Source organism: Amycolatopsis sp. NPDC028719 (assembly GCF_055565395.1).
In genome coordinates this window covers 51,998-65,638 of record NZ_JBVHUL010000016.1, presented here as the reverse complement: position 1 = coordinate 65,638, position 13,641 = coordinate 51,998, and the positions used below count along the sequence as shown (strand labels likewise).

The following is a 13,641-nucleotide window of genomic DNA, read 5'->3' as shown; positions in this document are numbered from 1 at the left end:
CGGACCGTGAACCGGACCGACCGTCTCTACGCCCTCGTCGAAGAACTGCGCGCCGTCGCGCCGCGGCCCCGCAGTGCGCGCTGGCTCGCGGGCCGGTTCGAAGTCAGCACCCGCACCGTCGAGCGCGACATCAGCGCGCTGCAGCAGTCGGGCACGCCGATCTACGCCGAACCCGGCCGCACCGGCGGGTACTGCCTCGACAAGGCGCGCACCCTGCCGCCGGTCAACCTGACCCCCGGCGAGGCCGTCGCGATGGCCATCGCCCTCAGACGGCTGGAAGGCACGCCCTTCCGCGCCGAAGCGGGCTCGGCGCTGCGCAAGCTCGTCGCCGCGATGCAGGAGGACGACGCCGCCGCGGCCGAGGCCCTGGCCGGCCGCGTCCACTTCCTCGCCGACGCGGGCAGCCTCCCGCCGCTCCCCCGCGTGCTGGCCGACGCGCTCGTCACCCGCCGCGTCCTGCGCATCGGCTACGGCGATCGCGAAGGCGCCGAGACGCGGCGGGACATCGAGCCGCTGGGGTACGTCGGCAAGCCGGCGCACTGGTACCTGGTGGCCTGGTGCCGGCTGCGCGACGAGGTCCGCGCCTTCCGCACCGACCGGATCACCTCGGTCGCGGTCACCGCCGAGGTGCCCCCGCCCCGCCCGCTGCGGCGCGAGGACCTCGACATCCCCTACGGCGTGGTCGAGCAGCTCACTTTGGCGGAGTGAACACCGAGAAGTGGTTGCCCGCGGGGTCCAGCACGTGCGCGAACGTCACGCCGACGGGGTTCACCGCCGCCGGCCGCTGCACCTTCCCGCCGGCCTCCTCGACCCGGCGGCACGTGGCTTCGACGTCCTCGACGAGCACGGTGAACACCGCGTAATCGGGCATTTCGCCCTTGGTCGCGAAGAGCCCGCCGCGCGAACCGCCGGTGTCGACGACCCGGTAGGCCGCGTCGGTGCTGGCCGAGTCGTCCTGCGCGACGGCCCAGCCGAAGACGTCGCCGTAGAACCGTTCCGCGGCGGCCGGGTCGGCGGCACCGATTTCGAACCAGGCGACGTCGTTGAATCGGGGCATGTCGTTCCTTCCACTGCCACGCCGGGCGTTTCCCGGCGGCGACACCCACTTTCGGCGGTGGTGGCGACAGCCCCCTGTCGGTGTTTACGAAACTTCGCGCAGCGCCGCCAGGAACGCGTCGGTCGTCGCGCGGTCGCGGACCGCCAGGCGCAGGTGGTCCGGGCCGAGCCCGGGGAACGTGTCGCCGCGGCGCACCGCGTAGCCCGCTTCACGCAGCCGCGCCCGCACCGCCGCGCCGTCCGGGATCCGGACCAGCACGAACGGGCCACGCGGGTCGCCCAGCACCGTGACGCCCGCGTCGGCCAGGCCGGACACCAGGTACTCGCGGTCCGATTCCGCCGCGACCGCCAGCTTTTCCGCTTCCTCCAAAGCGGACGGACGGCAGCACGCCACCGTCGCCACCCCGGCCAGAGTGGACACCGACCACGGCACCTGCACCGCCCGCAGCCGCTCGACGACGTCCGGCGAAGCGAGCACGTACCCCGCCCGCAGCCCGGCCAGGCCCCACGTCTTCGTCAGGCTGCGCAGCACGACGACGCCCGGCACACCGGCGGCCAGGCTTTCGCTTTCGCCGGGGACCGCGTCCAGGAACGCCTCGTCGACCACGAGCAGCCGGCCGGGACGCACCAGCTCGAGGAGTGAAGCCGCCGGGTGCAGCACCGACGTCGGGTTCGTCGGGTTGCCCACGAACACCAGGTCGGCGTCGTCCGGGACCAGCGCCGGGTCGAGCACGAAACCGTCCTCTTCGGACAGGATCACGCGCGAGACGGCGTGGCCGGCCGTTCGCAACGCCGCTTCCGGCTCGGTGAACTGCGGATGTACGACCACGGCGTGCCGCGGCCGGAGCGCCGAAGCCAGCAGCGTGAACGCTTCCGCCGCGCCCGCGGTGACCAGGACTTCTTCCGAACGACGGCCGTGGCGCGCGGCGACCGCGCCCTCAGCCTCCACAGGGGACGGATAGGCCGCCAGGGAGTCCAAAGCGGACGCCAGCTCCTGCCGCAGCCACGCGGGCGGGCGCGGCAGCCGGACGTTCACGGCGAGGTCGACCAGCCCCGGCCCGACCTCGCGGTCGCCGTGGTGGTGCAGGTCGTAGCCCGCCGACGTGTTCCCTCCCACGGAGGCGGAATCAGGCACCGGCATACCCGCGAACCCGGGAAGCGAACCGCTGCGCCAGCTCGGGATATCCGGCCCAGTGGACGTGCAGGTAGGACGCGTGCAGCGTCGGCGACGCGAAGCCGTCCAGCTGCCGGTCCCAGCCCCAGGCCGCCGAGGTGCCGTGCGACGGCGTGACCTCGGTGCGGTGGAACTCGTGCCCGGTGACGCGCTGCCCGGCCGTGGCCAGGACGTTGTCCTCGACGGCGACCGCGCGCCGGTAGCCGAGCTTGCCGCGCGCGGTCATCTTCGCGTCCGCGGGCAGCGCGCCGACCATCGGCACGCCGTCCAGCGACTGGCACAGGTACAGCAGGCCCGCGCATTCCGCGCTCACCGGCATCCCGCGTTCGATCGCCGACGCCACCTCGAGCCGCAACGACGTGTTGGCCGACAGTTCCGCCGCGTGGACTTCGGGGAAGCCGCCGCCGAAGTAGAGACCGGCGCACCCCTCGGGCAACGCCTTGTCCCGCAAGGGATCCACATCGACCACGTCGACGCCGCACGCGGCCAGCAGCTCGACGTTCTCGGTGTAGCGGAACGTGAACGCGGGACCGCCCGCGGCCGCGACGGTCACCCGCGGACCGTCCACACCGGACGGCTCCCACGGTGGCGCGGAAAGCGGGGACGCCGCCGAAGCGATCCGGACGATCGCTTCGAGATCGACCCCGTCGCGCACCCACGCGGCCAGCGAAGGCAGCACGCGCTCGGCTTCGGCGGACCGTTCCGCCGCCGGGACGAGCCCGAGGTGCCGGCTCGGCGCGTGGATCTCTTCGTTGCGGTACAACGCTCCCAGCAGCGGGACGCCGGTGGCCTCCAGCGCGGCCGCGATCTCGTCGAGGTGCCGCTGCGAACCCAGCTTGTTGAGGACGACCCCGGCCAGCCGCACCCGCGTGTCGTAGGAAGCGAACCCGAGCACGGTCGCCGCGACACTGCGCGACGCCGCCGACGCGTCCACCACCAGCACGACCGGCGCGTCCAGGAGCCGGGCGACGTGCGCGGTCGAGGCGTAGCCCTCGGTGCCGAGAGCGCCGTCGAACAGGCCCATCACGCCCTCGATGACGGCGATGTCCGCACCGGCGGAACCGTGGCGCAGCAAGGGGATCAGCCGGTCTTCGCCCTGCAGGAACGGATCCAGGTTGCGCGCGGGGCGTCCGGTCGCGAGGGCGTGGTAGCCCGGGTCGATGAAGTCGGGGCCGACCTTGTGCCCGGAGACGCGGTGCCCGGCCTCGCGCAGCGCCGCCATCAGCCCGGCGGCGACCGTGGTCTTGCCGTGCCCCGAACCGGGCGCGGCGATGACCACGCGCGCTACCACTCGATCCCCCGCTGGCCCTTCTGGCCCGCGTCCATCGGGTGCTTGACCTTGGTCATCTCGGCGACCAGGTCGGCGGCTTCGACCAGCTCCGGCGGCGCGTACCGGCCGGTGATGACGACGTGCTGGTGCCCGGGCCGCGAGACCAAAGCGGACACCACGTCGGCCACGTCAAGCCAGCCCCACTTGAGCAGGTAGGAAAATTCGTCGAGGACGTAGAAATCGTGCGTCTCGGCGGCGAGCCGGCGCTTGATCTCCGCCCAGCCCTCACGCGCGTTCGCCGCGTGGTCCTCTTCGGAGCCGGACTTGCGCGCCCAGCTCCAGCCCTCGCCCATCTTGTGCCACTCGACCGGCCCGCCCTCGCCGGTGTCGTCGTGCAGCTTGCCGAGCGCGCGGAACGCGGCTTCCTCGCCGACGCGCCACTTCGCCGACTTGACGAACTGGAACACGCCGATCGACCAGCCCTGGTTCCAGGCACGCAGGGCCATCCCGAACGCGGCCGTCGACTTGCCCTTCATCTCGCCGGTGTGCACGGCGAGCAGCGGCCGGTTGCGGCGCTGGCGCGTGGTCAGGCCGTCGGCCGGGACGACGTCCGGTTTTCCTTGCGGCATCAGGCGGCCTTCCCGGTCCGGGCGCGGACGGCGCTCGTGAGGGACTCGGCGGCGACCTCGCCCAGGGGCACGTGTTCGGCGCCGAGGTGGGCGGCGAGATCGGCGGCCAGGCCGAGCCGCATCTTGCCGCTTTCGCAGTCCATGACGATGGCGGTGACACCGGCGAGCAGGCCGGCCGCGGCCTGGGCGCGCGCGACGGCGTCGGGGCCGCTGGTGGCGCGGCCGTCGGTGACGACGACCAGCAGCGGACGGCGCCGCGGGTCGCGGATCTCCTCGACGCGCAGCACCCGCGCGGCCTCCAGGAGGCCTTCCGCGAGGGGCGTCCGGCCGCCGGTCGGCAGGCCTTCGAGGCGGGACGCGGCCGCGTCGACGCTGATCGTCGGCGGCAGCGCGAGCTCGGCGGCGTTGCCGCGGAACGTGACGAGCCCGACCTTGTCGCGGCGCTGGTAGGCGTCGAGCAGCAGCGACAGCACCGCGGACTTGACCTCGCGCATCCGCGCCTTCGCGCCCATCGAGCCGGACGCGTCGACGCAGAACAGCACGAGGTTGCCTTCGCGGCCTTCACGGAGTGCGAAGCGCAGGTCCTGCCGGCGCAGCTTCAGCCCGGCGCCGTCGCGGCCCCGGGCCTTCTGGTGCGGCGCCGCGGCTTTGACGGTCGCGACCAGGTGCGGCCGCCCGTCCCGGACGCTCGGGGGCTGGACGCCGATGGTGCGGCCGCTGTCGGTGATCGCGCGCGAACGGCGGCCGCGCTCGCCTTCGCCCGTGCCCTTGACGCAGAACACGCGGGCCTTGAACGTCTCGCCGGCGCCGACGGTCTTCTGCTGCCCGCCGTTCTGCTTCTGCTGGGGCTCGCCCTGCGGCGCGTCTCCCTGCGGGACTTCTTGCGGCGCTTCCTCGGGCAACGAACCCGAGCCGGGGCCGTCGTCTTCGGGGCCCGGCTCCGGGGGCCGGGCGTCCTGAAGGGCCTGCTCCAGCTGCTCTTCCGAGATCCCGGGCGCGTCGAAGGGGTTCCGGCGGCGCCGGTGCGGCAGCGCGAGCCGCGCGGCGACGCGGACGTCGTCGGTGGTCACCTCGTCGCGGCCGGCCCAGGCCGCGTGCGCGACCGCGGTCCGCGCGGTGACGATGTCCGCGCGCATGCCGTCGACCTCGAAGGACGCGCAGATCTCGGCGATCTGGCGCAGGGCGTCGTCGGGCAGCTTGACGGCGGGCAGCAGCTTCTGCGCCGACTCGATCTCTTCGGCCAGCCGGGCGTCTTCGTCGGCGTACTGCGCGGCGAACCCGTCCGGATCGGCCTCGTAGGCCAGCCGGCGCCGGACGACCTCGACGCGCTGCTCCGGGTCGCGGCTGGAAGCGACCTCGACGGTCAGCCCGAAGCGGTCCAGCAGCTGCGGCCGCAGCTCGCCTTCCTCGGGGTTCATGGTGCCGATCAGCACGAACCGCGCGGCGTGCGACACCGAGACGCCCTCGCGCTCCACGGTCGCGCGGCCCATCGCGGCGGCGTCGAGCAGGGTGTCGACGAGGTGGTCGTGGAGCAGGTTGACCTCGTCGACGTAGAGCAGCCCGCGGTGCGCGGCGGCCAGGAGGCCGGGCTGGTAGTCCGTGACGCCTTCGCCCAGCGCGCGTTCGAGGTTCAGCGAGCCGACGACGCGGTCCTCGGCCGCGCCGACCGGCAGTTCGACCAGTTTCGCCGGCCGCCGGTGGCTCTGCGCGCGATCGTGCGGGCCGTCCGGGCAGAGCGGGTCGGGCGCCGCGGGATCGCAGGAGAACCGGCAGCCGTCCACGACGTCGACGCCGGGCAGCAGACCCGCGAGCGCCCGGACGATGGTCGACTTCGCCGTGCCCTTCTCACCGCGCACCAGCACCCCGCCGATGGCGGGCGAGATCGAGGAGAGAACCAGCGCCAGGCGCAGGTCCGGCAACCCGACGACGGCGGTGAACGGGTACGGCTTCAACAGCACTCCTCCAGCTCGGCGACCGGCCGATCATCGCACAGCGCCGGGCTCGCTTAGGGTGGGAAATCGTGCGCGAAAAATCACGGTTGACGGTGGTGGGAATCGGGGCCGATGGGTGGGCTGGGCTGTCGGAACAGGCTCAAGCTCTGGTGCTCGGCGCCGACGTCGTGCTGGGCGCGCCGCGGCAGCTGGCGTACCTGCCGTCGGACGTTCCCGGCGAGCCGTGGCCGTCGCCGTTGCTGCCCGGGCTCGACGCGGTCATCGCCGAGCACGAGGGACAGCGCATCTGCGTCCTGGCCAGCGGGGATCCGTTTTTGTCGGGGGTCGGCACCACGCTCGTGGCCCACGGATACGAGGTCGAGGCGCTCCCCGCGCTCTCGTCGGTGACGCTGGCCCGGGCCCGGCTGGGCTGGTCCGCCGAGGAGACCGAGGTGGTGACGCTCGTCGGCCGGTCGTCGGCCCGGGTCGCGCGGGTGCTGGCGCCGGGGCGGCGGGTGCTCGTCCTGGGTGCCGACGCGGCGGCCTTGCGCTCCCTGCTGACCGTGCGCGGGTACGGCGAGAGCGAGCTGTTCGCGCTGGAGAACCTGGGCGGGCCGGACGAGCGCATCTCCGACGGCTGGGCCGGCGACCCCGGGCCGCTGACGGTGTTCGCGCTGACGTGCGAAGGGCCGGCGCTGCCCCTGATCGGCATCCCGGACGACGTGTACTCCCACGACGGCCAGCTGACGAAGCGCGATCTGCGTGTCTCGGCGCTGGCGCGGCTCGCGCCGAGCCCCGGTGAGCTGCTGTGGGACGTCGGCGCGGGCGCGGGCAGCGTCGGGATCGAATGGTCGCGGCTGCACGAGCTGAACCGCGCCATCGCGGTCGAGCAGAATCCGGACCGCGCCGAGCGGATCGGCCGGAACGCGCTGGACCTGGGCGTTCCGGAGCTGCAGGTGGTGACCGGCCCGGCCCCGGAGTCGCTGAGCGCGCTCCCGGCCCCGGACGCGATCTTCGTCGGCGGCGGCCTGACCGCGCCGGGCGTGCTGGACGCCTGCCTGGCGACGGGGGCGCGGCTGGTCGCGCACGGGGTGACGCTGGAAGCCGAACGGATCCTCGGTGACCTGTACGCCGAGCGAGGTGGTGAACTGCTGCGGATCGCGGTCGAACGCGCCGCGCCGCTCGGGGGGTTCACCGGGTGGACCCCCGCCCGGACCGTGACGCAGTGGAGCAGCCGATGACCGCACATCCGCCCGGTCCGAAGGGGCCCTTCAGACCGGAGCCGGCGGCGGGAGGTGGCGGGCGATGACCGTGCACTTCGTCGGGGCCGGGCCGGGTGCCGCGGACCTCATCACCGTCCGGGGCCGGGACCTGCTCGCCCGCTGCGCCGTCTGCCTCTACCCCGGCAGCATGACGCCGCCCGGCCTGCTCGCGTACTGCCCGCCCGAAGCGACGCTGGTCGACACCGCGAACCTCAGCCTCGAAGAGATCGTCGGGAAGCTCGTCGAAGCGCACGAAAACGGCCACGAAGTCGTGCGGCTCTGCTCCGGCGATCCCTCGCTCTACAGCGCCGTCGCCGAGCAGGCCCGGCGGCTCGACGCGGCGAACGTCCCCTACGCGGTCGTACCCGGCGTACCCGCCTTCGCCGCTTCGGCCGCCGTGCTGAACCGGGAGCTCACCGTGCCCGAAGTGGGGCAGAGCCTGGTGATCACCCGCGTCCAGGCGCGCTCCACCAAGATGCCGCCCAAGGAAAGCCTCGCCGCCTTCGCCGCCACGGAGGCGACCCTCGCGCTGCACCTCGCGATCAACCACGTCGAGCGGGTCACCGAGGAGCTCGCCCCCCACTACGGCGCCGACTGCCCCGTCGCCGTCGTCGCGCTCGCGAGCCAGCCCGGCGAGACCGTCGTGCGCGGGGTACTCGGCGAGCTCCCCCAGCTGGTCCGCGAAGCCGGGATGACGCGGGCCGCCACCATCTTCGTCGGCCGGGTGCTCGCCGCCGCGGGCTTCCCCGACAGCTTCCTCTATTCCAGTGCCCGCGACCGGGCGAACCAACCGGAGTCGTTGTGACCGAACTGCGCTGGGGCCTGCTGGCCGCCGGGACCATCGCCGCCCACTTCGCCGCGGGCGTCGGCGAAAGCAAGCACGGCACGCTGACCGCGGTCGCGGCGCGCAACGGCGACCGCGCCCGCGAATTCGCCGCCCGCTTCGAGATCCCCAAGGCCTACAGCAGCTACGAAGACCTCCTCGCCGACCCGGACGTCGACGCCGTGTACGTCTCGACGCCGCACGCGCTGCACAAGGAATGGGCCATCGCCGCGATCGAAGCGGGCAAGCACGTCCTCTGCGAGAAGCCGCTGACGATCACCGCCGCCGACGCCGAAGAGGTGATCGCCGCCGCCCGCGCACACGACGTCTTCCTCATGGAGGCGTTCATGTACCGCCTGCACCCGCAGACGCGGCGGCTGGTCGAGCTGATCACGAGCGGCGCGATCGGCGAGGTCCGCGCGGTCGACACGACGTTCTCCTTCGACAGCAACCCCGAGGAGACCGCCCGCTTGAGCGACCCGGCCCTCGGCGGCGGCGGGATCCTCGACGTCGGCTGCTACTGCACGTCGCTGGCCCGGCTGGTCGCCCAGGCCGCGACCGGCCAGGACGTCGTGGAGCCCACCGAGGTCACCGGGATGGCCCGCCTGAGCCCGGAAGGCGTCGACGAGTACGCCACCGGCCTGCTCCGGCTGCCCGGCGACATCCTCGCGACGATCTCCTGCGGGATCCGGCTGACCCGCGAGGACGGCATCCGCGTGTTCGGCACGCGCGGGCAGCTGTACGTGCCGCAACCGGCGTGGATCCACCCGCTGCGCGACCCCGGCGTCTCCCGGATCGTCCTGACCCCGGCCGGCGGCGAGCCCGAGATCATCGAGGTCGAAGCGACGCAAGGCGTCTTCGCCCGCGAAGCGGACCACGTCGCCGTGCACGTCGGCGACCGGCAGGCACCCGAGCTGACCTGGGCCGAGACGCTGGCCAACCTGCGCACCCTGGACCGGTGGCGCGAGGCAGTCGGCTACGGAACTTCGCGATGATCCTCGTCCTCGGCGGCACCAGCGAAGCGCGAGAGCTCGCCGAAGACCTCGTAGAACGCGAAGTCCGCGTCGTGTCTTCGCTGGCCGGACGCGTCGTCCGGCCGCGGCTCCCCGTCGGCGAAGTGCGCGTAGGCGGCTTCGGCGGCCCGGAAGGTCTCGCCGCCTGGCTGCACGAGAACGACGTGAAGGCCGTTGTGGACGCGACGCACCCCTTCGCCGAGCGCATCGGCGCGAACGCGGCGAAAGCGGCCGAACAGACGCGAACTCCCCTGCTGAGGCTCGCCCGGCCCGGGTGGGAACCGGGCGAACACGACGTCTGGCACTGGGCGGACGACCTCGAAGACGCCGCGAAAAGACTCCCCGAACTGGGCGAACGCGTCTTCCTCACCAGCGGCCGCCAGGGCCTCCCGGCCTTCGCGCACCTCGACGACCTGTGGTTCCTGATCCGCTGCGTCGACCCGCCCGAGCCGCCGCTGCCCCGCCACCACGAGCTGATCCTCGCGCGCGGGCCGTACGAGGTGGCCGCCGAGCGCGAGCTGCTCCGCCGGGTCGACGTCCTGGTCACCAAGGACTCCGGCGGCACGCAGACCAGCGCGAAGCTGACGGCGGCGCGGGAACTGGGCAAACCCGTCCTCCTGGTCCGGCGGCCGGCGAGACCGGGCGCGGAAACCGCCGGCACCGTGGCCGAAGCCGTCGAATGGGTCCTGAACCGATGATCGAAGAGTTCTACGAGGTGCTGCGCAAACGCCGGGACGTCCGCGGCGAGTTCACCGGCGAGCCGATCCCCGAAGCCACCCTGCTGAGGATCCTCGAAGCCGCGCACGCCGCCCCCAGTGTCGGGCTCACCCAGCCCTGGGACTTCGTGCTGGTCGACGACCCCGCGACGCGCGAGACGTTCGCGAAGCACGTCCACGAGGAGCGCGAGGTCTTCGCGGAGCAGCTCACCGAGGACCGCGCGAGCACCTTCGCGAACATCAAGATCGAGGGCATCCTCGAATCGAGCCTCGGCGTCGTCGTCACCTACGACCCGGCCCGCGGCGCGCCCGACGTCCTCGGCCGGCACGCCATCGCCGACGCCGGCCTCTACTCGGTGTGCCTCGCGATCCAGAACCTGTGGCTCGCCGCGACCGCCGAGGGCCTCGGCGTCGGCTGGGTCAGCTTCTACCGCGAGCCGTTCCTCGGCGAGCTGCTCGGCATCCCGGACGGCATCCGGCCGGTCGCGTGGCTCTGCGTCGGGCCGGTGAGCAGGCTGGAAACCGTGCCCGACCTGGAGCGCCACGGCTGGCGCAGCCGCCGTCCCCTGGCCGAGGCGGTGCACCACGGGCGCTTCACGCCACGTGACCCGGGGGTTGCGTCAGCCGCCGGCGTCTGACCCGTTAGCGTTGCGCCGATGCGTCTGATTGCCGTAGCGCTGGGGCTGCTCTCGGCCTTGTGCGCGCTGGCTTTCCCCTTCCTGCCGGTGGTGCAGGACACGGCGGAGGTCGTCTGGCCGACCGGCAGCGACACCCGCTCCGTCAACGCGCCCTTGACCGGGTACTGGGCCCAGGACCTGCGCGCCGAAGTGCCGTGCGCGGCCATCCGCTCGGTGGACGCCCGCACCACCGGTCCCGGCCTGCTCTTCGCCACCGTGCCGGACGGCCGCACCGACCCGAAGGCCGGCAAGGGCGTCGGCCTCCAGCTGAAGGTCGACAACGGCGTGCTGCTCGCCTCCAGCCAGGGCCAGCAGATCGCCCAGCAGCCGCTGCCCGTCGAGAAGTGCGACGTCGAGCTGGACGTCGACGCGACGCAGATGACCCTCGCCGTGGCCGGGACGCCGGTGTTCCACGCCGACGGCGACGTCCGGCCCCGCGTGGTCGGCATCTACTCCTCGATCAACTCGAGCAAGGACCCGATCGCCGGCCTGCACGTCTCGGTCGTGCCGGACACGCGCTACCAGACGTCGCCGACCGCGCTGAAGATCGGCGTCGGGGTGCTCGCCGTGCTGTCGCTGGTCGGCTGCATGATCGCGGTCTGGCGCCGCGACTCCGGCGCCGCGAGACGCGCGCCGCGCTGGGCACCGGTCGGCTGGTGGCGGCTGACGCTGCGGGACGCCACGGTGATCACCGCGCTCGGCGCGTGGGTCTTCATCGGGCCGGTGACCTCGGACGACGGCTACATCCTGACGATGGCCCGGGTCACCGAGCAGACCGGGTTCCTCACGAACTACCACCGCTGGTTCGGGGTCGCCGAGGCACCGTTCGGCTGGTTCTACCACGTCTTCGAGCTGATGGCGCACGTCAGCGTGGTGCCGCCGTGGATCCGGCTGCCGTCGTTCCTGCTCGGGGTGCTCAGCTGGCTGCTGATCAGCCGTGAGGTGATGCCGCGCCTCGGCACCCAGATCCGCACCAGCCGCCCGGCCAGCTGGGCCGCGGCGACGGTGTTCCTCATCTGGTGGATGCCCTACAACAACGGCGTCCGCCCCGAGCCGGTGGCCGCGCTCGGCTCGCTGCTGGCGATCTGCGCGGTGGAGCGCACGCTGGTGACGCGCCGGCTGCTGCCGCTGTGCCTCGGCCTGACCGCGGCCGGGTTCACCCTGGCCGCGACGCCGACCGGGCTGATCGCGGTGGCGCCGTACCTGGTCGCCGCGCGCCCGCTGTTCAAGCTGATCCGCCAGCGCGCGAACGAAAACGGCTGGCTGCCGGTGCTCGCGCCGGTCGCCGCGGCCGGGCTGCTCGTGCTGGTCGTGGTGTTCGCCGACCAGACGTTCGCGACCGTCCAGGAGGCGACCCGGATCCGGACCCAGGTGGGCCCGAACCTGTCCTGGTTCCAGGAACTCGCGCGCTACCAGCTGCTGTTCGCCGACCTGCCGGACGGCTCGGCGCCGCGCCGGTTCCCGGTGCTGCTGGTCGTGCTGTGCACCGCCACCTGCCTGGTGATGCTGCTGCGCCGCGGCCGCATCCCCGGCGCGTCGCTCGGCCCGGCGCGCCGCCTGATCGGCACGACGGCGGTGTTCTTCCTGCTGCTGGCCCTGACGCCGACGAAGTGGACGCACCACTTCGGCGCGTTCGCCGCGGTCGGCGCGTCGATGGCCGCGCTGGCCGCGCTCGCGACCAGTTCGACGGTGCTGCGGTCCAAACGCAACCGCGCGGCCTTCCTCGCGGCGCTGCTGGTCGTCGCCGCCCTCGCCGCGACCGGGCCCAACACGTACTGGTTCGTTTCGCGCCTCGGCGTCCAGTGGACGAACGTGGCGCCGTCGATCGGCGGCATCGGGCTGTCCACGATCCTGCTGGTGGCCGCCGCGATCGCCGGCGTCTACGCGTTCGTCGAGAACGTCCGCGCGCACCGGCCGGGGCTGCCGGCCCAGCCGCAGGAAGGCCGGCTGCGCGCGCTGCGGCGCGGGTCGCTGTCGCTGGTGGTGGTCTGCGGCCTGGTGGCGGGCGGCGAGTTCGTCACGATGGCGTGGGCGATCCACAACCAGGCCGGCAGCTACAGCCTCGGCGCGGCGAACGTGGGGCACCTGTTCGGCAAGAGCTGCAACCTCTCCGACCACGTCATGGTGGAGCGCGACGCGGCGACGAGCATCCTGCACCCGCAGTCCGAGCAGCGGACGGTCGCGGAGAAGCCCAAGGAGCCGAACTCGCCGCTGCCGAACCCCGACCAGGACAACGGCCGCGTCCAGACCGGCTTCCACACCCACGCGGTCGACGACAAGGATCCGCTGGCCGAGCCGCCGCACGGGTTCACCCCGGAGAACGTGCCGATGTGGTCGAGCTACCTCGACCAGGAGACGCGCGCGGGCCGCCTGCGCAGCGACTGGTACGCGCTGACGGAGAAGCCGGCGGACGGCCAGATCGTGGTGGCCACGGCCGGCGCGGCCCGCCGCCCGACGTCGGTGAGCCTCGACTACGGCGTCAACACCCCGGAAGGCGTGAAGGTGCTGCGCAGCCAGTTCATGCTCCCGCCGGGATCGGGCACGGGCGGCTGGAACGACACCCGCATCAACCTGCGCGACCTCCCGGCGGAGACGAACGCGGTCCGCATCAACATCGTCGACAACGACCTGACGGAGGACGGCTGGATCGCGGCGTCGGCCCCGCGCGTCCCGACGTTCACGACGCTGACGGACAAGATCGGCACGAAGCCGGTGTACATCGACTGGCCGGCGTCGTTCGTCTACCCGTGCGCGCAGCCGGTGACGTCCCACGACGGGATCTCGCAGGTCCCGGAGTACCGCATCACGGCGGGCGGCCTGGCGGACGAGGCGGAATGGGCCTCCTCGACCAACGGCGGGCCGATCGGGTGGCTGGAGGAGCTGGCCGAGGAGCCCGAGGTGCCGAGCTACCTGATCGGGCAGCCGAGCCAGTCGTGGGGCCAGCTGCTGCAGATCGAGCCGTTCACCGAAGGCGTCGCGCCGACGGTGGTGCACGGGGAGAAGACCGTGCCGGGGTGGTGGTCCCCGGGTCCGGGGCCGCGCCAGCCCAACGGCAAGGACCCGACGCGCTGACCCCGTCGTGAGTGTTCA

General features: G+C 73.2%; 12 protein-coding genes. 7 read left to right on the top strand and 5 right to left on the bottom strand.

Annotation, left to right across the window (positions count from 1 at the left end; translation table 11 throughout):
• Window positions 1-6 precede the first annotated feature (6 nt).
• Window positions 7-708, top strand: coding sequence for a helix-turn-helix transcriptional regulator (locus ACZ4TR_RS45910; protein WP_465295021.1), 702 nt, complete (start codon window positions 7-9; stop codon window positions 706-708).
• On the opposite strand, the gene ACZ4TR_RS45905 is transcribed toward ACZ4TR_RS45910, so the two are convergent.
• The 5 genes from ACZ4TR_RS45905 to ACZ4TR_RS45885 all read right to left on the bottom strand — a co-directional run bounded on the left by ACZ4TR_RS45905 (window position 692) and on the right by ACZ4TR_RS45885 (window position 6,081).
• Window positions 692-1,057 carry a VOC family protein gene (locus ACZ4TR_RS45905; RefSeq protein ID WP_465295019.1) on the bottom strand — a complete coding sequence of 122 codons (366 nt, stop codon included), beginning with the start codon at window positions 1,055-1,057 and terminating at the stop codon, window positions 692-694. The genes ACZ4TR_RS45910 and ACZ4TR_RS45905 overlap by 17 nt on opposite strands.
• Before the next feature lie 84 nt (window positions 1,058-1,141).
• Complete coding sequence (gene cobC, locus ACZ4TR_RS45900; RefSeq protein WP_465295017.1) at window positions 1,142-2,197, bottom strand: Rv2231c family pyridoxal phosphate-dependent protein CobC; 1,056 nt, start codon at window positions 2,195-2,197, stop codon at window positions 1,142-1,144.
• Window positions 2,184-3,521, bottom strand: coding sequence for a cobyrinate a,c-diamide synthase (locus ACZ4TR_RS45895; protein ID WP_465295015.1), 1,338 nt, complete (start codon window positions 3,519-3,521; stop codon window positions 2,184-2,186). Before ACZ4TR_RS45895 ends, cobC begins: the two co-directional genes overlap by 14 nt.
• Window positions 3,515-4,129, bottom strand: coding sequence for a cob(I)yrinic acid a,c-diamide adenosyltransferase (gene cobO, locus ACZ4TR_RS45890; RefSeq protein ID WP_465295013.1), 615 nt, complete (start codon window positions 4,127-4,129; stop codon window positions 3,515-3,517). Before cobO ends, ACZ4TR_RS45895 begins: the two co-directional genes overlap by 7 nt.
• Window positions 4,129-6,081, bottom strand: coding sequence for a putative cobaltochelatase (locus ACZ4TR_RS45885; protein ID WP_465295011.1), 1,953 nt, complete (start codon window positions 6,079-6,081; stop codon window positions 4,129-4,131). The genes cobO and ACZ4TR_RS45885 overlap by 1 nt, the downstream gene beginning before the upstream one ends.
• A gap of 68 nt (window positions 6,082-6,149) precedes the next feature.
• Between ACZ4TR_RS45885 and cbiE the strand changes: the two genes are divergently transcribed.
• The 6 genes from cbiE (at window position 6,150) to ACZ4TR_RS45855 (ending at window position 13,623) form a co-directional block, all read left to right on the top strand.
• Complete coding sequence (gene cbiE, locus ACZ4TR_RS45880; RefSeq protein WP_465295009.1) at window positions 6,150-7,301, top strand: precorrin-6y C5,15-methyltransferase (decarboxylating) subunit CbiE; 1,152 nt, start codon at window positions 6,150-6,152, stop codon at window positions 7,299-7,301.
• Window positions 7,302-7,365: 64 nt separating this feature from the next.
• On the top strand, window positions 7,366-8,127 hold the full coding sequence (gene cobM, locus ACZ4TR_RS45875; RefSeq protein ID WP_465295007.1) for a precorrin-4 C(11)-methyltransferase: 762 nt from the start codon (window positions 7,366-7,368) through the stop codon (window positions 8,125-8,127).
• Complete coding sequence (locus tag ACZ4TR_RS45870; protein WP_465295005.1) at window positions 8,124-9,140, top strand: Gfo/Idh/MocA family protein; 1,017 nt, start codon at window positions 8,124-8,126, stop codon at window positions 9,138-9,140. The genes cobM and ACZ4TR_RS45870 overlap by 4 nt, the downstream gene beginning before the upstream one ends.
• Window positions 9,137-9,856, top strand: a complete 720-nt coding sequence (locus ACZ4TR_RS45865; RefSeq protein WP_465295003.1) for a cobalt-precorrin-6A reductase — start codon at window positions 9,137-9,139, stop codon at window positions 9,854-9,856. The genes ACZ4TR_RS45870 and ACZ4TR_RS45865 overlap by 4 nt, the downstream gene beginning before the upstream one ends.
• Entirely contained in the window at window positions 9,853-10,512 is a 660-nt protein-coding gene (bluB, locus tag ACZ4TR_RS45860) for a 5,6-dimethylbenzimidazole synthase (protein ID WP_465295001.1), read from the top strand. Before ACZ4TR_RS45865 ends, bluB begins: the two co-directional genes overlap by 4 nt.
• An 18-nt stretch (window positions 10,513-10,530) precedes the next feature.
• Entirely contained in the window at window positions 10,531-13,623 is a 3,093-nt protein-coding gene (locus ACZ4TR_RS45855; RefSeq protein WP_465294999.1) for an arabinosyltransferase domain-containing protein, read from the top strand.
• The last annotated feature ends 18 nt before the right edge of the window (window positions 13,624-13,641 follow it).

Excerpts from the sequence above, each read along its gene's own strand:
- ACZ4TR_RS45905 (WP_465295019.1), bottom strand. The coding sequence starts at position 1,057 with ATGCCCCGATTCAACGACGTCGCCTGGTTCGAAATCGGTGCCGCCGAC.
- cobC (WP_465295017.1), bottom strand. The coding sequence starts at position 2,197 with ATGCCGGTGCCTGATTCCGCCTCCGTGGGAGGGAACACGTCGGCGGGC.
- cobO (WP_465295013.1), bottom strand. The coding sequence starts at position 4,129 with ATGCCGCAAGGAAAACCGGACGTCGTCCCGGCCGACGGCCTGACCACG.
- cobM (WP_465295007.1), top strand. The coding sequence starts at position 7,366 with ATGACCGTGCACTTCGTCGGGGCCGGGCCGGGTGCCGCGGACCTCATC.
- ACZ4TR_RS45865 (WP_465295003.1), top strand. The coding sequence starts at position 9,137 with ATGATCCTCGTCCTCGGCGGCACCAGCGAAGCGCGAGAGCTCGCCGAA.
- bluB (WP_465295001.1), top strand. The coding sequence starts at position 9,853 with ATGATCGAAGAGTTCTACGAGGTGCTGCGCAAACGCCGGGACGTCCGC.
- ACZ4TR_RS45855 (WP_465294999.1), top strand. The coding sequence starts at position 10,531 with ATGCGTCTGATTGCCGTAGCGCTGGGGCTGCTCTCGGCCTTGTGCGCG.